Here is a 21,544-nt window from a genome sequence, read left to right as displayed (position 1 = left end):
CCCGATTCGTCTGCCAAACATCGTCGTTTGTGTGCGATTGATCACCGCTGCTACATAAAAACAAAGCCAGGGCGTAACTTAATGAGCGTAAGCAATCCAACACTGATCACGTTCGTGATCTACATCGCAGCAATGGTGCTGATCGGCTTCATGGCCTATCGCTCCACTAACAACCTTTCTGACTACATTCTTGGCGGCCGCAGCCTCGGCAGCGTGGTGACGGCATTGTCCGCCGGTGCTTCCGACATGAGCGGCTGGTTGTTGATGGGCCTGCCAGGTGCCATCTACATGTCTGGTCTGTCCGAAAGCTGGATCGCCATCGGTCTGATCGTCGGCGCCTACCTGAACTGGCTGTTCGTCGCCGGCCGTCTGCGCGTGCAGACCGAGCACAACGGTGATGCCTTGACCCTGCCGGACTACTTCTCCAGCCGTTTCGAAGACAAAAGCGGCCTGCTGCGCATCATCTCGGCGGTGGTGATTCTGGTGTTCTTCACCATTTACTGCGCTTCCGGCATTGTGGCCGGTGCCCGTCTGTTCGAAAGCACCTTCGGCATGTCCTACGAGACGGCGCTGTGGGCCGGTGCCGCGGCGACGATTGCCTACACCTTCGTCGGCGGTTTCCTCGCGGTAAGCTGGACTGACACCGTACAAGCCACGCTGATGATCTTCGCCCTGCTGCTGACGCCGATCATCGTGCTGCTGGCCACCGGTGGCGTCGATACCACGTTCCTCGCCATCGAAGCCCAGGACCCAAGCAACTTCGACATGCTCAAGGGCACCACCTTCATCGGCATCATCTCGCTGATGGGCTGGGGTCTGGGTTACTTCGGTCAGCCGCACATCCTCGCGCGTTTCATGGCCGCTGACTCGGTGAAGTCGATTGCCAACGCCCGTCGCATCTCCATGACCTGGATGATCCTGTGCCTGGGCGGCACCGTCGCCGTGGGCTTCTTCGGCATCGCTTACTTCTCGGCGCACCCGGAAGTGGCCGGTCCGGTGACCGAGAACCACGAGCGGGTGTTCATCGAACTGGCGAAAATCCTCTTCAACCCGTGGGTCGCCGGTGTCCTGTTGTCGGCGATTCTCGCCGCGGTCATGAGCACCCTGAGTTGCCAGCTGCTGGTGTGCTCGAGCGCCCTGACTGAAGACTTCTACAAAACCTTCCTGCGCAAATCCGCCTCCCAGGTGGAACTGGTCTGGGTCGGCCGCGCGATGGTGTTGCTGGTGGCACTGATCGCTATCGCCATGGCCGCCAACCCGGAAAACCGCGTACTGGGCCTGGTGTCCTACGCCTGGGCCGGTTTCGGTGCCGCGTTCGGTCCAGTGGTGCTGATCTCGGTGATCTGGAAAGACATGACCCGCAACGGCGCACTGGCCGGCATCCTGGTCGGCGCCATCACCGTGGTGGTGTGGAAGCATTTCGAGGTGATGGGTCTGTACGAAATCATCCCGGGCTTCATCTTCGCCAGCCTGGCGATCTACATCGTCAGCAAAATGGGCGAGCCAACCAAAGGCATGGTGCAGCGCTTCGAAGCGGCGGAAAAAGATTTCCACCTGAACAAGTGATGCACTGAGCTTCGGCTCACAGAAAAACGGCCCGTTTCCTACAAGGAGGCGGGCTGTTTTTTTATGCCCGTGATTTCTCGAATCCTGTGGAGATCCAATGTGGGAGCGAGCCTGCTCGCGAATGCGATTGATCATTCAATGAATGTGTCGACTGACATGCCGCATTCGCGAGCAGGCTCGCTCCCACAGTTGTTCGGTGGTGATTTTGAGAGAGTTGTCTGTAGTCGATTGCGCCAATATCCGAAGGCTTTTTCGCCAGAAAAAGTAGGGCAAATCTGATTTTCCCGTCACCCGTCCAACACCCCTTGCCCCTCATGCAGAATCGCCCGCCCTCAATCTGCAGAGACACATCGGATGTTCGCGCCTGCCAATCAACCGCGTTTCACGTTGACCCTTGAAGGCGCCCAATTTGATCTCAAAGTCCTTGAGTTCACGGGCAAGGAAGCCATCAGCCAACCCTTTCGTTTCGAGCTGGAACTGGTCAGTGAACGGCCCGATCTGGACCTCGAGAGCCTGCTGCATCGTCAGGCGTTTCTGAGCTTCGATGCAGAAGGTTCCGGTGTCCATGGTCAGATTTATCGAGTCGGGCAGGGTGATTCCGGGAAACGTCTGACGCGCTATCACCTGAGCCTGGTACCGCGTCTGACGTACCTCGGGCATCGCATCAACCAGCGGATTTTTCAGCATCAGACGGTGCCGCAGATCGTGACGCGGATCCTCAAAGACCACGCGATCCTGCGCGACGCCTTCGAGTTTCGTCTCGGCAGTGATTACCCGGTGCGCGAATATTGCGTGCAGTACGCCGAGAGCGATCTGGCGTTCATCCAACGGCTGTGTGCCGAAGTCGGCATTCATTTCCATTTTCAGCACAGCCCCGATGGGCATCTACTTGTGTTCGGCGACGATCAAACGGTGTTCCCGCGCCTGGCCGAGCCGACGCTGTATTTGCCGGGGAGCGGCATGTCGGCTGGTGCACCCGCCATCCAGCGTTTCAATGTCCGGGTCGAAACCCGCACCAGCGTCGTCACCCGGCGCGACTACAACTTTGAAAAACCGCACTTGCAACTGCAAAGCCGCAGCGACAGCGAGCAGCGCCCGGTGCTGGAGGATTATCGTTTTCCCGGCCAGTTCAACGATCGCGAGACCGGCAAGCATCTGGCGCAGCGCACGCTTGAGCGACATGTCGCCGATTACCGTCAGGCCGAAGGCATCAGCGACGTATCTGCACTGGTGTGCGGACATTTCCTGCAACTGACCGAACACCCGCGCCGGGACTGGAATGACCTGTGGCTGCTCACCGCCATCGAACACCGTGGGCGACAGCCGCAGGTGCTGGAGGAATCGGTCACCAGCGATGGGGAAACATTCCAGGGTTACCGTAATACCTTTCTTGCTACGCCGTGGGACGTATTCTTCCGCCCGGCCCTCGGCCCGGAAAAGCCACGGATGCTTGGCTATCAACCTGCCGTCGTCACCGGGCCGCACGACGCGGAAATCCACTGCGACGAGTACGGTCGGGTCAAGGTGCAACTGGCCTGGGATCGCGACGGCGAGCTCAACGAGCATTCCAGTTGCTGGCTGCGTGTGGCAACCGGTTGGGCACATGACCACTACGGCAGCGTGCTGATCCCGCGAGTCGGCATGGAAGTGCTGGTCGGTTTCATCGACGCCGATGCCGACAAACCGTTGGTGATGGGGTGCCTGCCGAATGCCGCGACCCCGGTACCGCTGGACCTCCCGGCGGACAAGACCCGCAGCATCTTCCGCAGCCACAGCAGCCCGGGTGGCGGTGGTTACAACGAGCTGCGCATCGAGGACAAAAAGGGCGCCGAAGAAATCTACCTGCGCGCCCAGCGCAACTGGACCCAGCATGTACTGCACGACCAGCAGGTGCAGGTCGACAACCAGCGCAGCATCGTCGTCACCGGCACCGCCAAACATGAGTTGAAGGCCGACGAACAACGCATCACCCACGGCCAGCGCCAGATCGAAGTCAAACAGGACGATCACCTGACGGTGGTCGGCGATCGACATATTCGGGTGAGCAACCAGGCCACCAGCGCCAGCGCTCAAATCCACGTCAGTGCCGGGCAGCAAGTGGTGATCGACGGCGGCGCGAGCGCCACGATTCAGGCCGGTGGGCAGTGGATCAACATCGGGCCCGGCGGCATCTTCAGTAGCGTGCCGATTCAGGTCGGTGGCGCGCCGATGGCGGCAATGAGCGCGGCACCCGGTGTGCCGGGGTTGCCGGAAAAACTGGCGGCAGCGCCTGCCGCGATCCTGACTGCCGCGCAAATCATGAGCTTTAAGGGAGACGCGCCGTTCTGCGAAGAGTGTGAACGCTGCAAGGATGGTGTCTGTGCAGCCTGATCAATGGTTGAAGGATGAGCCGCTGAAATCTTCGGAGCAGTTGTTCGCGGTTTTCAGTAGCGCCAGCGCGGCAGAGCCACTGAAGGCCTGGCCTTCGAATGCGCAGATGCCGACACCGGTCTGGGCGGAAACGATTTATGCCGCGTGGGATGCGGTGATGCCCTACGTGGGAATCGTCGAAAAGGGCAGTGAGTTTCTGGATTGGGTGGCGGCCACAGAGTCTGGCGATTGGGGCTGGCTAACGGTTTCTCCGGCGAAACTTGAAGCGGTGGTCGAGCACTTTCGCAGTTTGACCCAGGTGCTGATGCCGGACGGGAAAGCCGTGTTCTTCCGGTTTTGGGATGGGCGGTATTTGTTGCCGATCCTTGAGTCGTCAGGGGTGGAAGCCGGGCAGTTGCTGCCGGTCCTCACGCGAGGCTTGATCAACGGTCAGGCCGTCGAGATCGGGGGCAGGGCGCGGGTCTCGGGGCGGGAGTTTCCTTGGTGGTCGGTGCCGGAAAAGCTGCTGGCGCAATTCGGCGATGATGCCCGGATCAACAACGCCTTGCAGTGGTTGAGCGAGGAGCAACCAGCGTTGTTCGAAGCATTCCCTGCCGATGTCTTGCGCTGCAAGGTCGTCAGGTTTTTTGCAGTTTCGGCGTCGGACGAATCGTCGGCTTCGGCGTTGCTGGACTACTTGCGGGACGAGTCAGAGTGAAATTTCCGGGCAAAGGCTTCGGACGTTTCCTGCGAGTTGCGGCGGTTTGCGTGAACTGGTGGGCGCGGAGATGCGGGGATAGTCTTTTGGCTGTCACCGCAAATTCGGTGACAGGGCGTGGAAGCCCTTTTATCGTTAGGCGCGTCAAGCTGCACCAGTCAGACGTTTTTGTCGTTTGAGTTTTTGGTGGCTGTGCGCGGGGCGCTTTCGAGTGCGCCGGGTGCCTAACGTCCCGGTCTTCCACACCTGCGTACAGCCGCCACCTAATGCGTGGAAGTGAGAGTTGGCGGCACCACCCAATACGTTAGGAGTCATTCCAGTGCCAACATTGAAACCCGATCCACCCTACGAACCCTTTATCCCCCACCCCACAAACCGCCTCATGGCGCTGACCAGCAACTGCAACGACATGCCCACCCTGTTCATCGATACGCACGCCCCGCTCGACATCCTGATGGACGCCGCCAACTACCGCATCCGCGCCGTGATTCAGGTTCTGGAAAACATGTGCATGCGCGGCTCGGTCGAGTGCGACTCGGTCATCCTCAGCGACTTCGCCCAGCTCTGCGTGATTCCGTTGCGTGATGGCTGTGATGTGTTGGATGTGATTGGCAAGCGCCTACGCACGCAGGCCTGACAGTCCCTGCAAACTCCCTGGCCAAAACAGCGAACTCAAAGGATCGCCCGCTCTATCGTTTGGTGGTCATTCCGAGATGTAGGCGTCTTGGGTCTTGATGAAGCTGTCGAAAGCCTGGGAGTTGTAAACCTCAAGGCACGCGTAAAACACAACTTTCCGATTCGAGTGCTGGCTGGCCGAGGGTGTCTGGTCGTAAGCAGTCAGTATGTAGTCTTCGGTTTCCCTGTACGGATCATGTACGACTTGCAGCGTGTCCTCATTCTGAACAACGGTGTGCAGGCCTTTGCCCATGAACGAGTAGGCTCCGGCGGACAGTTTGATGTCCTTTTCCAGTGCAGACTGTTCTTTGAATTGCGCCAGGATGCAGTGGCTCAAACCGTAGTTCTTTAGATTCTGGCGTGCTTGTTCGGTGTGTTCTTCGCCAGCGAAGGCGTGTAATGAGCCCGGCAGACACAGGAGGGCAATGATCCGGCGGTACATGATTTTCAGACTTCCTGTCAGGTGGTTGCGGCCAGTGTAACGCCTGGACCACCCACTCAGCCCCCAACCCCTGACTTGCCGCCCGGTAAAAGGTAAACTTCACGGCCCTCGCAGGAGCAGCCATGAATTATCGTCACGCCTTCCATGCCGGCAATCACGCCGATGTGTTCAAACACCTGACCTTGACCCGCCTCATCGCCCTGATGTCGCGCAAGGAACAGCCGTTTGCCTATCTCGATACGCACGCCGGTATCGGTCTGTATGACCTGCGGGGCGATCAGGCCAACCGTACCGGCGAGTACCTGGAAGGCATCGCGCGGTTGTGGGATCAGCCGGATCTGCCGGCGCTGATCGCCGACTACATGAAGGTGCTGCACGAGATGAACCCGGATGGCCAGTTGCGCTACTACCCGGGCTCGCCGGAGTTGGCGCGGCGTCTGACCCGGCCGCAGGATCGGGTGATGCTCAATGAGAAGCACCCGGAAGACGGCGTGCAGCTCAAGGAGAACATGGCCGGCGATCGTCGGGTCAAGGTGCATCTAGGCGAGGGCTGGCATGTGGCGCGGGCGATGCTGCCGGTGCAGGAGAAACGCGCGGTGATGTTGATTGATCCGCCGTTCGAACAGCTCGACGAGATGCAAAAGTGTGCGGCGTCGCTGAAAGAAGCGATTGGCCGGATGCGCCAGACCGTGGCGGCAATCTGGTATCCGGTAAAGGATCAGCGTGCGTTGCGCCGTTTCTATCAGGATCTGGCCGGTACCGGCGCGCCGAAGTTGCTGCGCGTGGAACTGCTGGTGCATCCGCTGGACACGCCGAACAGCCTGAACGGCTCCGGCATGGCGATTGCCAATCCGCCGTGGGGGCTGGAAGAAGAATTGCGCGAGTTGTTGCCGTGGTTGTCGAAGAAGCTTGGGCAGACTCAGGGTGGATGGCAGATGGATTGGTTGATTGCCGAGAGCTGATCAACGGCAAGATCAAAAGATCGCAGCCTGCGGCAGCTCCTACAGGATTTAGTGTCGTCCACCAATGTGCGGACGATCACTGATTTTCTGCAGGCGCTGCCGAAGGCTGCGATCTTTTGCTTTTAAGGGTCAGTTACCCGCCAGGCTCGGTGGCATGCACACGCCGGTGCCGCCGATCCCGCAATAACCTTCAGGGTTTTTCGCCAGGTATTGCTGGTGATAGGCCTCGGCGAAATACACGGTCGGCGCCTGTTCGATTTCGGTGCTGATTTCGCCCAGGCCTGCCTTCGACAGTTCAGCCTGATACACCGCTTTGCTCTTCAGCGCCGCGTCCAGTTGCTCTGGCGAGGTCGCGTAGATCACCGAGCGGTATTGAGTGCCGATGTCATTGCCCTGACGCATGCCTTGAGTCGGGTTATGCAGTTCCCAGAACATCGCCAGCAGCTCTTCGTAGCTGACCTTGGCTTTGTCATACACCACCAGCACCACTTCGGCGTGGCCGGTCAGGCCCGAGCACACTTCTTCGTAAGTCGGGTTCGGCGTGTAGCCGCCAGCGTAACCGACCACGGTGCTGACCACGCCTTCGCGCTGCCAGAAACGGCGCTCCGCGCCCCAGAAGCAACCCAGACCGAAGATCGCGAAGTCGACGTCCTGGAAAAACGGGCCGAGCAACGGGGTTTCTTCGAAGACGAAATGCTTTTCAGGCAGGGCCATCGCGGTTTCGCGGCCGGGTAGAGCTTGGTCTTTGGTCGGTAGCACGTTTTTGTTCACCAGAATTTCCGAGCGCAGAACCATGATCGTTCCTCTCAGTCAGGATGGGATGTAAAAAATCAGACCGCCAGTGTGCCGAATGATGCCGGATTTCGCACTATTCAATGTAGGAGCTGCCGCAGGCTGCTCCTACATGAAAGGGCGGCGAGGGCTACAGGCAGAGCGGGCCGCGCGGGTAGCGCTTGAGCGCCTGAATCAGCTCGCCGCCGGGGATCGGCCGGTCGAACAGGTAGCCCTGGCCGACGTCGCAACGGTGGCGACGCAGGAACGCCAGCTGCTCGGCGGTCTCGATGCCTTCGGCCACGACCTTGAGCTTCAGGTTGTGCGCCATGGCGATCACCGCGGAGGTGATTTCCATGTCGTCCTGGTTGTCGGGGATTTCGTGGATGAAGCTGCGATCGATCTTGATGATGTCGATCGGGAATTTCTTCAGGTAACTGAGCGACGAGTAACCGGTACCGAAGTCGTCCATGGCCAGGGTCAGGCCCAGGCGCTTGAGCTGATCGAGCTGCAAGTGCGTATCTTCGGTGGCTTCCAGCAGCAGGCCTTCGGTCAGCTCCAGTTCGAGCAGACTGGCCGGCAGCGCTTCTTCCTTGAGGATGTTGGCGATGGACGCGACCAGGTCGGGATCGGAGAATTGCTTGGGTGACAGGTTGATCGCCACTTGCAGGTTGCCCATGCCCGCGGCGGTCAGCGCTTTGCTCATGCGGCAGGCCTGGCGGGCAATCCACTTGCCGATCGGAATGATCAGGCCGGTTTCTTCGGCAACGCTGATGAACTGATCCGGGCGGATCATTCCGCGCTCCGGGTGGTTCCAGCGCAGCAGTGCTTCCATGCCCAGCAGGCGACCGCTGCGCAGGCAAAGCTTGGGCTGGTAGAACACGTCCAGCTCGTTCTGGGTCAGGGCGCGGCGCAGGTTGTTCTCGACGAACAGCTTGTAGCTGGCCTCGGCATTCAGCGCCTCGGTGAAGACTTGCACCTGGTGTTTGCCGTTGGCCTTGGCCTTGTGCAGCGCGAGGCCGGCGTTGCGCATCAGGGTTTGCGGATCGCGTCCGTGCAGAGGCGCGCAGGCCAGGCCCACGGAGCCGGTGACGCTGATCAACTGGTTGTCGACGAACATCGGTTTGTCGAGGGTCGCCAGCAACTGGTTGGCGATCTGCTGGCCGGTGGCGAGATCCGTGTCGTCGAGCAGTACGGCGAACTCGTTACTGGCGAACCGCGCGAGGCTGCCGCTCGGGCTGAGGCTGTTGCGCAGGCGCCGGGCGAGGCTGATCAACAACTTGTCACCGGTCTGGTGACCGAGGCTGTCGTTGATCCGCTTGAAGTTGTCGATGTCCACCAGCAGCAGGCTGATCGGCGTATCGCTATCGCGGGCGAAGCGCTCGTCCAGATTGCGGATAAACGCCGGACGGTTGCCGAGGTTGGTCAGATTGTCGGTGTACGCCAGACGCTCGATGCGCTGCTGCGCCAGTTTGGTCTGGGTGATGTCTTCGTAGATGCCGATGTAGTGCGTCAGTTCGCGGTTGTCGCCATACACCTTGGAGATCGACAACTGGCCCCAGTACGGTTCGAGGTTCTTGCGCCGGCTTTTGAATTCGCCCTGCCAGCTGTTGCTCTTGGCCAGCGCCGACGGCGCGTCAAACAGCAGCTCGCTGAGGTTTTCCAAGGCCGGCAGTTCCGACAGGCGCTGGCCGTGGACTTCCTCGGTGGAGTACTGGGTGATCGCGGTGAAACTCGGGTTGACGTACTCGACCACGCCGTCGCAATTGACCAGCAGAAAGGCGTTGGCGCTTTGCTCCACTGCGCGCTGGAACAGGTGCAGGGCGCTGGTGGCGGTGCGGCGGTTGTGGTTGTTGATGACTTGGGCGAATTGATCCGCCAGCTCACCGGCAAAGGCGATTTCATCGGACTGCCAGGCGCGGGTCACGCCAGTCTGCTCCAGACAGAGCACGCCGACCACTTGGCCGTCGACGCGGATGCTGGCGTCGAGCATCGCGTTGACGTCGCGCGGGCGCAGGGCCTCAGCCATCTCGCGGGTGCGCGGGTCGCGCATCGCATTGTGCGCGTCGATGGCGCGGCTGCCGTGCAGCGCTTCCATGTAGTCGGGGAAGCCGCTGATGTCGATCACCTCCGGCAGGAGGTATTCCTGCGTTGCGCGGTGATACGCGGAAATTGGCACCAGCAGATTGCCTTCGAGGTTCCACAGGCTGGCGCAGTCGATTTCATAGATGTCGCAGGCGCAGCGGGTGATCAGTTCGGCGGCTTCCTGCAGCGAGTTGTGGCTGCTGTAGCGCTGGCGGGCGAGCAGCAGAATCAGATCCTGCTGGGCGCGCACCCGATCAAGGTGCTGCAGTTGTTCTTGCTGGGCGCGCTGGTTGAGTTCGAGAGCGATCTGCAGGCGCGAGTTCTGGGTTTCGAGGTCGACCGAGGGCAACGCGGGCGCTTCGTCGAAGACATCATCGACCGCCAGCAAATAACCGCGCAGCAAGTGCCGATTGTGCTGCTTATAAGCTTCGCCGAGCTCGAGGATGCTCAACACGCCGGCGGCGGTGTGCAAGGTGTAACGCACCAGATAATGCGGGCTGTCGCGCAGTTGCTGCTGGATCGCGTCGTGCAACTGATAGCGCGCTTCCGGCTCCATCAGACTGGCATACGGTGAACCGACCAGTGCACAGAGCTCGACTGCCGGCTGGCCGAACTGGCGTTCGCAGTTGGGATCGAGAAACAGCATCGCCCAACTGGCTTCATTCAAGCGCTCGAAACGCAGCATGCCGAGCCGCGAGGGCACAGGCAACTGCGTCACTACCTCGGCCGCCATACGGCTGGCGGCATCGGGTTGGCTCTTCATGAAGGAACTCGCTTGGAAATATGCTGAACGCGCCGGGCTCGCGCCCTCTTTACTGTTGCCTGCGGCAAGGTTGCATCATTGCGGCACCGACTGACAAGAGAGATGAAGGCCAAGTGCTATAAGAATGTGTCGGCCGCTCAGAGCATTTCTCCAGTAGGTGGTTGAAAAGAGCGAAAGATCGCAGTCTGCGGCAGCTCCTACAGGGGATGCATGCCAATGCAAGAGCTGCAGAAGGCTGCGATCTTTCAAGATTTCAACGTAATTTCAGGCTGATCAATTGCAGCTTCTTGCCATCACGATCATGGTAATTGACCAGAATCTGATCAGTCTCGACGACTACATGGGCGAAGTTGTCTTCGCTGATGACCGGGCTGGTCAACTCATGCTGATAATCACCCGTCGCCGTGCGCGCCAGCGGTCGATCGAGGATGAACGTTGACGCCTTGGCATAGGGCAACAGCTTGCTGTTGCACAGCGGCGAGGAAACGATGGTGTGGACTTCGAAATCCGGGTCTTCACTATGCGTCAGGCGCGAGGTCAGCGAGCCATGCACATCGCCCGAGACAAACACGACATTCCTGATGCGTCGGGTGCGGATGGTTTCCAGCAGGCGCAGGCGCTGCTCCGGGAAAGCTTTCCAGGCGTCGTCGCCCAGCAGTTGGCGATCCGGGTAGAACATTACGCTGGTCACGACGAATTTCACCCGCGCTGGACTATTGATCAGCCATGCGATCAATGCCTGTTCCTGCGCCTCATCAAGTATGCGGCGATCATCGGCTGACAGGTTGCGGCGGGTGCGGCTGTCGGTCACAAACCATTCGATATCACCGTCACTGAATTGATACCAGTAGTGCTCGAGTTTTGCCCGATTCACCTTTTCGTTAGTTGTAAGTTCATGCGCCGGGCTGTGGCTGACTTGATAGATTTCATAGGCGGCCATGGCGTTGCGATATAGCACTTGATCTGATTGTTCGGCATTCGCTGGCCAATTGTCTTCGATTTCGTGATCATCCAGGATCATGTAAGTCGACGTGCCGGACATCAAACGCTGAATGTTCGGCTGAGAGAAGGCCGCACGGTACTTGCTGAGGATGTCCTTATATTCACGATCAGGTGCAAACAGATTAAGGTCGTCGACATAAATCTGATCACCCGTCATCAGGGTGGCACTGATCGGCGGCTGCGCACCTTCGATCAATTGATTGATGGAGGCAAAGATCCGGTCACCCAGATGGGGCAGCACCGGCAGCCCCGCCGTCATGCGCAAATAGCGGCAAGAGCCGACGATATAGGCCTTTGGCTGCAGGGCATTGCTTGAGCGGGTACGCAATCGATAGATTTCCCGCGGCCACTGCAGCGGCAGTTCGGCGACACTGTCCATTGTATGGACCGGATTCATCGGGCTGAACCAGCCGGTCTGGTATTCATATTCGGTGTCACTGCTCAAGTTGTTGAGGGTGAACACTTCGGTCATGTCGCGCAGCGCACTGGGTTCGGCGAAAGTACTAGCTGACCACTGTTGTGTTCCAGACTTCCGATAGCGAATGGCGGAAAATACCGGTGCGTTGCCTTGCTTGTCGGCGCGCATGAATATATGCGCGTGATGAGTTGTCGTGTGGCCGATAATCGGGCCAATAGTTGGCTTGAACATATTCGAGTCCGTTCGAGTAAGTTTCGTTTTTTATAAATAACGCAGGAAAATCGTTATTTAATCCGAGGGCAGAGATTAGTTGCCTGTCGATGAAAAATATCGAGACGAATTCGACTGCAGTCGTAGTTCAAGTAAACCCAACTTGTAGGAAGAGCCGCTGCACTTTTCTCAGGGCAAAAAAAAGCCCCGTCAAACTGACGGGGTTGAGGTACGAGCGTGTGGCGCTCGAAAACGTGGAACGCAGTCGGCCCTCCGTTGCCGGAGGGCCGAACCGCTTTACAGCAGGATGGTGCGGATGTCGCCCAGCAGGCTGCCCAGACGCTGGGTGAAGCGTGCAGCAGCGGCGCCGTTGATCACACGGTGATCGTAGGACAGCGACAGTGGCAGCATCAGTTTCGGCTGGAAGGCTTTGCCGTCCCAGACTGGCTGGATGGTTGCCTTGGAAACACCGAGGATCGCCACTTCCGGCGCGTTGACGATCGGCGTGAAACCGGTGCCGCCAATGTGACCGAGGCTGGAAATGGTGAAGCAGGCGCCTTGCATCTCGTCCGAAGAGAGCTTCTTGGTACGGGCTTTTTCAGCCAGCGAAGCAGCTTCTGCGGCCAGTTGCAGCAGGCTCTTCTGGTCGACGTTCTTGATGACCGGCACCAGCAGGCCATCCGGGGTGTCGACCGCGAAACCGATGTTGACGTACTTCTTGCGAATGATCGCCTTGCCGCTTGGTGCCAGCGAACTGTTGAAGTCCGGCAGTTCCTTGAGCAGGTGCGCGCAGGTCTTGAGCAGCAGCGGCAGGATGGTCAGCTTGACGCCGGCCTTCTCCGCGACGGCTTTCTGCGCAACACGGAAGGCTTCCAGCTCGGTGATGTCCGCCGAGTCGAATTGCGTCACGTGCGGCACGTTCAGCCAGCTGCGGTGCAGGTTGGCCGCGCCGACCTGCATCAGACGGGTCATCGGCACTTCTTCGATTTCGCCGAAGCGGCTGAAGTCCACCACCGGGATCGGCGGGATGCCCGCGCCGCCGGTTGCGCCGCCAGCAGCTGGCGCTTCCTTGGCCTTCTGCATCATCGCCTTGACGTAAACCTGCACGTCTTCCTTGAGGATGCGACCGTGCGGACCGCTGGCGCCAACAGCGCTCAGCTCGACGCCGAACTCACGGGCCAGTTGACGCACGGCCGGGCCGGCGTGAACTTTGGCACCAGGCTTGGCCGGCGCAGCAACCGGAGCGGCAGCAGCAGGGGCAGCGGCAGCCGGAGCAGCAGCGGCCGGTGCCGGAGCGCTTGGCGCAGCGGCAGCTGGAGCCGGGGCAGCAGCCGGGGCCGCACCTTTGACTTTCAGCTTGAGGATCAGATCGCCGGTGCCGACTTCGTCGTCCAGCTTGATCGAAACGCTTTCCACCACGCCCGCGGCAGGCGACGGGATTTCCATGCTCGCCTTGTCGGATTCGAGGGTGATCAGCGACTGGTCGGCTTCAACGCTGTCGCCAGCCTTGACCAGCACTTCGATGATCTTGGCCTTGCCGGCCGAACCGATGTCCGGAACGTGGATGTCCTGAACGCTGTCGGCGACCGGGGCGGCTGGAGCGGCAGCCGGAGCAGGCGCAGCGGCAGCGGCCGGCGCAGCAGCCTGAGCCGGAGCGGCCGCAGCCGGGGACGCAGCACCCGCCACTTCCAGATCCAGAATCAGGTCGCCAGTGCCGACTTCGTCGTTGAGCTTGACGCTGATGGCCTTGACCACGCCCGCGGCAGGCGACGGGATTTCCATGCTCGCCTTGTCGGATTCGAGAGTGATCAAAGATTGATCAGCCTCGACCTTGTCGCCAACCTTGACCTGGATCTCGATGATCTGGGCCTTACCCGACGAACCGATGTCCGGCACGTGCACTTGCTGCACCGAAGCGGCAGCAGGGGCAGCGGCTGGCGCGGCAGCAGCAGGAGCGGCAGCAGCCGGTTTTTCTTCGGCTTTGGCCGGTGCAGCAGCAGGCGCAGGTGCCGCTTGCGCGGCGCCCTCGACTTCCAGCTCAAGCAGTTCGTCGCCTTCTTTCAGGCGGTCGCCCAGCTTCACTTTCAGGCTCTTGATGACGCCGGCTTTCGGAGCCGGCACTTCCATGCTGGCCTTGTCCGATTCCAGCGTCAGGATGCTCTGGTCGGCTTCGATACGGTCGCCGACCTTTACAAACAGTTCAATTACTTCACCTTCACCGCTGCCGATGTCAGGTACGCGAATGAGTTCGCTCACAAAATGTCTCCTCAGCAGTCCAGTGGGTTGCGTTTTTCCGGGTCGATGCCGAACTTGACGATGGCCTCGGCCACCACTTTAGGTTCGATATCACCACGGTCAGCCAGTGCTTCCAGGGCTGCCAACACCACGAAATGACGGTCGACTTCGAAGAAATGACGCAGTTTCTTGCGGCTGTCGCTGCGGCCGAAACCGTCGGTGCCCAGGACTTTGAATTCCTTGGACGGTACCCACTGACGGATCTGCTCGGCGAACAGTTTCATGTAGTCGGTAGAGGCGATCACCGGACCCTTACGGCCGCTCAGGCACTCTTCAACGTAGCTCTGCTTGGGCTTCTGGCCAGGCTTCAGACGGTTGCTGCGCTCTACGGCCAGGCCGTCGCGACGCAGTTCGTTGAAGCTGGTGACGCTCCATACGTCGGCGCCGATGTTGAACTCTTCACGCAGAATCTTCGCCGCTTCACGCACTTCACGCAGGATGGTACCGGAGCCCATCAGTTGCACGTGATGCGCTGCATCGCGGGTGTCTTCTTCGAGCAGGTACATGCCTTTCTTGATGCCTTCTTCGGCACCGGCCGGCATGGCTGGCTGCTGGTACGACTCGTTCATCACGGTGATGTAGTAGAAGATGTCCTGTTGTTCTTCGGTCATCTTCTTCATGCCGTCCTGAATGATCACCGCCAGCTCGTAGCCGTAGGTCGGATCGTAGGTGCGGCAGTTCGGGATGGTCGCGGCCAGCAGGTGGCTGTGACCGTCTTCGTGCTGCAGGCCTTCACCGTTCAGGGTGGTACGGCCGGCGGTGCCGCCGATCAGGAAGCCACGGGTACGGCTGTCGCCAGCGGCCCACGCCAGGTCACCGATACGCTGGAAGCCGAACATCGAGTAGAAGATGTAGAACGGCAGCATCGGCTGGTTGTGGCTGGAGTACGAAGTACCGGCAGCGATGAAGGAGCTCATGGCGCCTGCTTCGTTGATGCCTTCTTCAAGGATCTGACCTTTCTGGTCTTCCTTGTAGAACATCACCTGGTCTTTATCGACTGGCTCGTAGAGCTGGCCGACGGAGGAGTAGATGCCCAACTGACGGAACATGCCTTCCATACCGAAGGTACGGGCTTCGTCCGGGATGATCGGCACGATGCGCGGGCCGATTTCCTTGTCCTTGACCAGTTGCGCGAGGATCCGCACGAAGGCCATGGTGGTGGAAATTTCACGGTCGCCCGAACCATCGAGGATGGCTTTCAGGGTGTCCAGGTCCGGGGTCGGTACGCTGAAGCTCTGCGCGCGGCGCTGCGGTACGAAACCGCCCAGTGCGGCACGGCGCTCGCTCAGGTAGCGGGCTTCGGCGCTGTTTGGCTCTGGCTTGAAGAACGGCAGGTTCTCCAGCTCTTCGTCCTTGACCGGGATGTCGAAGCGGTCGCGGAACAGCTTCAGGCTGTCGACGTCGACTTTCTTGGTGTTGTGCGCGGTGTTTTTCGCTTCGCCGGCACCGGTGCCATAACCCTTGATGGTCTTGGCCAGGATGACGGTAGGTTGTTCTTTGTGGTTGACCGCTTCGTGGTACGCCGCGTAGACCTTGTACGGGTCGTGGCCGCCACGGTTGAGTTTCCAGATCTCGTCGTCGGACAGGTCGGCAACCATCGCCTTGAGTTCAGGCGTGTTGAAGAAGTGCTCGCGAACGAACGCGCCGTCTTTGGCTTTGTAGTTCTGGTACTCGCCGTCGATGACTTCGTCCATGCGACGTTGCAGGATGCCGTCGACGTCCTTGGCCAGCAGTGGATCCCAGAAACGGCCCCAGATGACTTTGGTCACGTTCCACTGTGCACCGCGGAACACGCCTTCGAGTTCCTGGATGATCTTGCCGTTACCGCGAACCGGGCCGTCGAGGCGCTGCAGGTTGCAGTTGATGACGAAGATCAGGTTGTCCAGCTTCTCGCGGCCGGCCAGGGAGATCGCGCCCAGGGATTCCGGCTCGTCGCACTCGCCGTCGCCCAGGAAGCACCAGACTTTCTGTTTGCCCGGCTGGATGAAACCGCGGTGTTCCAGGTACTTCATGAAGCGTGCCTGGTAGATCGCCTGGATCGGACCCAGACCCATGGATACGGTCGGGAACTGCCAGAAGTCAGGCATCAGCCAAGGGTGCGGATAGGACGACAGGCCCTGACCGTCGACTTCCTGGCGGAAGTTGTTCATCTGGTCTTCGGTGATGCGGCCTTCCATGAACGCACGGGCGTAAACGCCTGGCGAGGTGTGGCCCTGGAAGTAGATCAGGTCGCCGCCGTGTTCGTCGGTCGGGGCCTGGAAGAAGTAGTTGAAGCCGATGTCATACAGGGTCGCGCTGGAAGCGAAGCTGGAGATGTGACCACCCAGGTCAGAATCTTTCAGGTTCGTACGCATTACCATGGCCATCGCGTTCCAGCGCACCAGCGAGCGAATGCGGCGTTCCATGAACAGGTCGCCAGGCATGCGTGCTTCGTGGGTTACCGGGATGGTGTTGCGGTAAGGCGTGGTGATCGCGTAAGGGAGCTGCGAACCGCTGCGGGTCGCCAGTTCACCCATACGGGTCATCAGATAGTGAGCACGGTCTTCGCCTTCTTTGTCGAGAACCGATTCCAGGGCGTCCAGCCATTCCTGGGTTTCGACGGGATCGAGGTCTTGCATGGCTTGCTCCAGGGCGGAAAGGCTTCCAGAATCGGTTGCCTGAGTTTGCGACTGGCCTTGTGGGCAGACGATTTAAAATTCTTGGATTGCCGACAGGTTGTTCCGGCGGCGTGTAGTTTTACTACAAATCTTTGAGCATTTCAGCCTTTCGCCTGTATAGACGAGTAGTAAAACTACAGAGGAAAGGCTTGTGGCCTCCGACTGCGTTGTGAGAATAATCGTTAAGGTTGGTCGATTACCATCCGAAAAAGGTGAAAGTTTGATGCTGGATGCCAAAGAAGAAGAAATTTCAGCTATTTCTAACTTTTGTTCGACAGTCCTTCACGTAGCGGGTTTTCATCAAACACTACAAGCGGCCATTTACACGCCGATCAAGGATAGACCATGACCCTGCCCGTGCTTGCCGAACTCCCCGCCATTCTCCTGCCGTTGGTCACTCGATCCGAGCAGTCGTTCCGTACGGCCGTCGCCGCGCTGGAAGACGATCACGGCTTCTCCAACTGGACCCCGGAACGCTGGGCGCAATTCGCCCGCGTCAGTGCCGGCAGCGATTTCGTTATTGAACAGAGCGTTCGTGACCCTTTGATGTTGTTGTCACTGGTGCAGTCCGGCGAACTCGACCGGCCGTTCGCACCGGGTGAATTGTGCGCGCAGATTGCCGCCGCCGTGAACACCGCGCAAAGCGAAGACGAACTCGGGCGCGTCCTGCGCCGCCAGCGCGCACGCCATCAAGTGCGGATCATCTGGCGTGACTTGAACCGCCAGGCCGATCTGGTACAGACCTGCCGCGATCTTTCAGACATGGCCGACGCCACCATCGATCAGGCTTATCAATGGCTGTACAGCCGCCATTGCCAGCAGTTCGGCACGCCGACCGGTCGGCGCAGCGGTCTGCCGCAGCAGATGGTCATCCTCGGCATGGGCAAGCTCGGCGCGGTGGAGCTGAACCTGTCGTCGGACATCGACCTGATCTTTGCCTACCCCGAGGGCGGCGAAACCGTCGGCGTGAAACGCGCGCTGGATAATCAGGAATTCTTCATTCGCCTCGGTCAGCGCCTGATCAAGGCCCTCGACCCGATGACCGTCGACGGCTTCGTGTTCCGCGTCGACATGCGCCTGCGCCCGTACGGTTCGTCCGGCGCGCTGGTGCTGAGCTTCAATGCGCTGGAGCAGTATTACCAGGATCAGGGCCGCGACTGGGAACGCTACGCGATGATCAAGGCGCGGGTGGTGGCCGGCGATCAGACTGCTGGCGCGCAGTTGCTCGACATGCTGCGCCCCTTCGTCTATCGGCGTTATCTGGATTTCTCGGCGATCGAAGCGCTGCGCACCATGAAGCAGTTGATCCAGCAAGAAGTGCGGCGCAAGGGCATGGCCGACAACATCAAGCTGGGTTCCGGCGGCATCCGCGAAGTCGAGTTCATCGCCCAGGCTTTCCAGTTAATCCACGGCGGGCGCGACCTGAGTCTGCAGCAGCGTCCTCTATTAAAGGTATTGAGCACGCTGGAAGGGCAAGGCTATCTGCCGCCGGCAGTGATCAGTGAATTGCGCGAAGGCTATGAATTTTTGCGTTACACCGAGCATGCGATCCAGGCGATTGCCGATCGCCAGACCCAGATGTTGCCGGACGGCGCTCAGGATCAGGCGCGGATCGCGTTCATGCTTGGTTTCGCCGATTGGCATGCCTTCCACGAAAAGCTGATGTTCTGGCGTGGTCGGGTGGCCTGGCACTTTGCGCAGGTGATCGCCGATCCCGATGAAGAAGAGGGCGCCGACTGCGAAGTGGTGGTGGGCGGTGAGTGGTTGCCGCTGTGGGAAGAGGCGCAGGATGAAGAGGCCGCTTGCCGGCAGCTCGAAGAGGGCGGTTTCGCCGATGCGACCAAGGCCCTGAAAGCGCTGGCGAGCCTGCGCGGCAGTCCGCAATTGCGCGCGATGCAGCGGCTGGGTCGCGAGCGTCTTGATGCGTTTATCCCGCGCCTGCTGGCCCAGGCGGTGGAGCATGACAACCCGGATCTGGTGCTGGAACGGGTGCTGCCACTGGTCGAAGCCGTGGCCCGACGTTCGGCTTATTTAGTGTTGCTGACGGAAAACCCCGGCGCCCTGCGGCGCTTGCTGACGCTGTGCGCGGCCAGTCCGTGGATTGCTGAGCAGATCACCCGTTTTCCATTGCTGCTCGACGAGTTGCTCAATGAAGGTCGCCTGTTCAAGCCGCCACTGGCGCCGGAACTGGCCGCCGAGCTGCGCGAACGGCTGACGCGGATTCCCGAAGACGACCTCGAACAGCAGATGGAGGCGCTGCGTCACTTCAAACTCGCGCACCGTTTGCGGGTTGCCGCGTCGGAAATCGCCGGCAGCCTGCCGTTGATGAAAGTCAGCGATTACCTGACCTGGCTGGCCGAAGCGATTCTCGAGCAAGTGCTGGCGCTGGCCTGGCGCCAGACCGTGGCCAAGTACGGCACGCCGCTGCGCACCGATGGCAGTTTGTGCGATCCGGGCTTCATCATTGTCGGTTATGGGAAAGTCGGCGGGCTGGAACTGGGGCATGGTTCGGACCTGGATCTGGTGTTCATCCATGACGGCGATCCGCAGGCGGAAACCGATGGGCCGAAGCCAATTGATGGCGCGCAGTTCTTCACCCGGCTGGGGCAGAGGATCATTCACTTGCTGACGGCGCAGACCAACTCTGGTCAGCTGTACGAAGTGGACATGCGTTTGCGCCCGTCCGGCGCGTCGGGGCTGTTGGTCAGTTCACTCGGTGCCTTCGAGCGCTATCAGGAAAATGAAGCCTGGACGTGGGAGCATCAGGCGCTGGTGCGGGCGCGGGTGTTGGTGGGCAGTCAGGATGTCGGCCAGGCCTTCGAGAAAGTCCGCGCGCAGGTTTTGGGCAAAGCGCGGGATCTGGCGAAATTGCAACAGGAAGTCAGCGAGATGCGCGCCAAGATGCGCGACAACCTCGGCACCAAGGGCACCGCAGCCGGTACGGCGGCTAATGCCTTCGAGGCCACGGCGCCGTTCGACCTCAAGCAGGACGCCGGAGGTATCGTCGATATTGAATTTATGGTGCAATACGCGGCCCTGGCGTGGTCGCACAGCCACCCGCCATTGCTGCGCTGGACCGATAACATCCGCATTCTGGAAGAGCTGGAACACGAAGGGCTGATGCCCGCCGAAGACGCCAGCCTGTTGCGCGAAGCCTATAAGGCTTACCGCTCCGCCGCCCACCGGCAGGCCTTGCAGAAGGACGCCGGGGTGATTGCAGGCGACCAGTTTGTCGAGGAACGCCGGCAGGTATTGCGGATCTGGAAAGAGCTGGGGCTAAGCTGAAACGCGCCAGTGAAGGCAATGAGATTCAAAAGGTGGGAGCGAGCCTGCTCGCGAATGCGGAGTGTCAGTCAATATCAATGCTGAATGATTCGGCCCCTTCGCGAGCAGGCTCGCTCCCACAGTGATCTGCGGTGAGTCGCAGATATGTGAACAGATGCAAAACCATGTAGGAGCGAGCCTGCTCGCGATAGCGGAGTGACAGTCGACAGTCATGTTGAAGTTAATGACCCATCGCAAGCAGCGCCGCTCCCTCAGTGATTCTCGAGGCGGGGAGGCGTAAATGCCTCCCCGGTTCGTTTATGGAAACCACATGAATATTCTGATCGTTGGGCCCAGTTGGGTCGGTGACATGGTGATGGCGCAGACACTGTTTCAGTGTCTCAAACAGCGCCACCCGCAATGCGAAATCGACGTGCTGGCCCCCGAGTGGAGCCGGCCGATCCTTGAACGCATGCCCGAAGTGCGCAAGGCCTTGAGCTTTCCGCTCGGCCATGGCGCGCTGGAACTGGCGACGCGTCGGCGCATCGGCAAATCCCTGGCCGGCCAGTACGATCAGGCGATCCTGCTGCCGAATTCGCTGAAGTCGGCGCTGGTGCCTTTTTTTGCTGGCATCAAGCAACGCACCGGCTGGCGCGGCGAATTCCGCTACGGCCTGCTCAATGACGTGCGCACGCTGGATAAAGAACGTTATCCGCTGATGATCGAGCGCTTCATGGCCCTGGCTTACGAGCCGAACGCCGAGCTGCCGAAACCGTATCCACGTCCGAGCCTGCAAATCGATCCGGTGACCCGCGAAGCGGCACTGGCCAAGTTCGGCCTGACCCTCGACCGTCCGGTGTTGGCGCTGTGCCCCGGTGCCGAATTCGGCGAGTCCAAGCGCTGGCCGTCCGAGCATTACGCCAAGGTCGCCGAAGCGCGGATTCGCGAAGGCTGGCAGGTGTGGCTGTTCGGCTCGAAAAACGACCACGCGGTAGGCGAAGACATTCGCGCACGGCTGATTCCCGGCCTGCGTGAAGAATCGGTCAACCTCAGCGGCGGCACCTCGCTGGCTGAGGCCATCGACCTGCTGTCCTGTGCCGATTCGGTGGTGTCCAACGACTCCGGCCTGATGCACGTGGCGGCGGCGTTGAACCGTCCATTGGTGGCGGTCTACGGCTCGACGTCGCCGGGTTTCACCCCGCCGCTGGCCGAGCACGTGGAAATCGTTCGGCTGGGTCTCGATTGCAGCCCGTGCTTCGACCGTACCTGCCGGTTCGGCCATTACAACTGCCTGCGCCAGCTGATGCCGGACGCGGTCAACGATGCCTTGCAGAAATTGCAGGGCACTGTGGTCGAGGTTCATTAAG

Annotated in this window: 14 protein-coding genes; 8 read left to right on the top strand and 6 right to left on the bottom strand. The window is 60.2% G+C overall.

Annotated features, from left to right (window positions below; translation table 11 throughout):
• The first annotated feature begins 81 nt into the window (after window positions 1–81).
• From putP to ACM6HV_RS11985, 4 genes are all read left to right on the top strand, one after another.
• Entirely contained in the window at window positions 82–1,566 is a 1,485-nt protein-coding gene (putP, locus tag ACM6HV_RS12000; protein WP_086794202.1) for a sodium/proline symporter PutP, read from the top strand.
• A gap of 354 nt (window positions 1,567–1,920) precedes the next feature.
• Window positions 1,921–3,936: a type VI secretion system tip protein VgrG gene (locus ACM6HV_RS11995; protein ID WP_414904276.1), complete on the top strand. Its 2,016-nt coding sequence runs from the start codon at window positions 1,921–1,923 to the stop codon at window positions 3,934–3,936.
• Window positions 3,917–4,633 (top strand): DUF4123 domain-containing protein, encoded by a 717-nt coding sequence (locus ACM6HV_RS11990; RefSeq protein ID WP_145596032.1) that lies wholly within the window; start codon window positions 3,917–3,919, stop codon window positions 4,631–4,633. The genes ACM6HV_RS11995 and ACM6HV_RS11990 overlap by 20 nt, the downstream gene beginning before the upstream one ends.
• Before the next feature lie 319 nt (window positions 4,634–4,952).
• Window positions 4,953–5,270: a hypothetical protein gene (locus tag ACM6HV_RS11985; RefSeq protein WP_145596034.1), complete on the top strand. Its 318-nt coding sequence runs from the start codon at window positions 4,953–4,955 to the stop codon at window positions 5,268–5,270.
• 66 nt (window positions 5,271–5,336) lie between these two features.
• On the opposite strand, the gene ACM6HV_RS11980 is transcribed toward ACM6HV_RS11985, so the two are convergent.
• A complete protein-coding gene (locus tag ACM6HV_RS11980) occupies window positions 5,337–5,750 on the bottom strand; it encodes a hypothetical protein (protein WP_145596036.1) in 414 nt (137 codons plus the stop codon).
• A 122-nt stretch (window positions 5,751–5,872) separates the two neighbouring features.
• Here ACM6HV_RS11980 and ACM6HV_RS11975 point away from each other — a divergent pair, with 122 nt between their 5' ends.
• On the top strand, window positions 5,873–6,712 hold the full coding sequence (locus ACM6HV_RS11975) for a 23S rRNA (adenine(2030)-N(6))-methyltransferase RlmJ (protein ID WP_414904275.1): 840 nt from the start codon (window positions 5,873–5,875) through the stop codon (window positions 6,710–6,712).
• 129 nt (window positions 6,713–6,841) lie between these two features.
• On the opposite strand, the gene msrA is transcribed toward ACM6HV_RS11975, so the two are convergent.
• From msrA to aceE, 5 genes are all read right to left on the bottom strand, one after another.
• Window positions 6,842–7,507: a peptide-methionine (S)-S-oxide reductase MsrA gene (msrA, locus tag ACM6HV_RS11970; RefSeq protein ID WP_145596038.1), complete on the bottom strand. Its 666-nt coding sequence runs from the start codon at window positions 7,505–7,507 to the stop codon at window positions 6,842–6,844.
• A 127-nt stretch (window positions 7,508–7,634) separates the two neighbouring features.
• Window positions 7,635–10,331 carry a putative bifunctional diguanylate cyclase/phosphodiesterase gene (locus ACM6HV_RS11965; protein WP_041065866.1) on the bottom strand — a complete coding sequence of 899 codons (2,697 nt, stop codon included), beginning with the start codon at window positions 10,329–10,331 and terminating at the stop codon, window positions 7,635–7,637.
• A 253-nt stretch (window positions 10,332–10,584) separates the two neighbouring features.
• Window positions 10,585–11,982 carry an alkaline phosphatase D family protein gene (locus ACM6HV_RS11960; protein WP_414904274.1) on the bottom strand — a complete coding sequence of 466 codons (1,398 nt, stop codon included), beginning with the start codon at window positions 11,980–11,982 and terminating at the stop codon, window positions 10,585–10,587.
• A 276-nt stretch (window positions 11,983–12,258) separates the two neighbouring features.
• Window positions 12,259–14,217, bottom strand: coding sequence for a dihydrolipoyllysine-residue acetyltransferase (gene aceF, locus ACM6HV_RS11955; RefSeq protein WP_414904273.1), 1,959 nt, complete (start codon window positions 14,215–14,217; stop codon window positions 12,259–12,261).
• Window positions 14,218–14,228: 11 nt separating this feature from the next.
• Window positions 14,229–16,874 carry a pyruvate dehydrogenase (acetyl-transferring), homodimeric type gene (gene aceE, locus ACM6HV_RS11950; protein ID WP_003220999.1) on the bottom strand — a complete coding sequence of 882 codons (2,646 nt, stop codon included), beginning with the start codon at window positions 16,872–16,874 and terminating at the stop codon, window positions 14,229–14,231.
• Window positions 16,875–17,136: 262 nt separating this feature from the next.
• Here aceE and ACM6HV_RS11945 point away from each other — a divergent pair, with 262 nt between their 5' ends.
• The 3 genes from ACM6HV_RS11945 to waaF all read left to right on the top strand — a co-directional run bounded on the left by ACM6HV_RS11945 (window position 17,137) and on the right by waaF (window position 21,543).
• Window positions 17,137–17,262 (top strand): hypothetical protein, encoded by a 126-nt coding sequence (locus tag ACM6HV_RS11945; protein ID WP_257012623.1) that lies wholly within the window; start codon window positions 17,137–17,139, stop codon window positions 17,260–17,262.
• Window positions 17,259–20,198, top strand: coding sequence for a bifunctional [glutamate--ammonia ligase]-adenylyl-L-tyrosine phosphorylase/[glutamate--ammonia-ligase] adenylyltransferase (gene glnE / locus ACM6HV_RS11940; RefSeq protein WP_414904272.1), 2,940 nt, complete (start codon window positions 17,259–17,261; stop codon window positions 20,196–20,198). The genes ACM6HV_RS11945 and glnE overlap by 4 nt, the downstream gene beginning before the upstream one ends.
• Window positions 20,199–20,508: 310 nt before the next feature.
• Window positions 20,509–21,543, top strand: a complete 1,035-nt coding sequence (gene waaF / locus ACM6HV_RS11935) for a lipopolysaccharide heptosyltransferase II (protein ID WP_222017048.1) — start codon at window positions 20,509–20,511, stop codon at window positions 21,541–21,543.
• Window position 21,544 lies beyond the last annotated feature (1 nt).

This window comes from Pseudomonas sp. IT-P260, from assembly GCF_949768395.1.
Classification (GTDB): Bacteria; Pseudomonadota; Gammaproteobacteria; order Pseudomonadales; family Pseudomonadaceae; genus Aquipseudomonas; species Aquipseudomonas parakoreensis.
The sequence above is the reverse complement of the archived record's forward strand: the minus strand, read 5'-3'. Positions and strand labels throughout refer to the sequence as shown.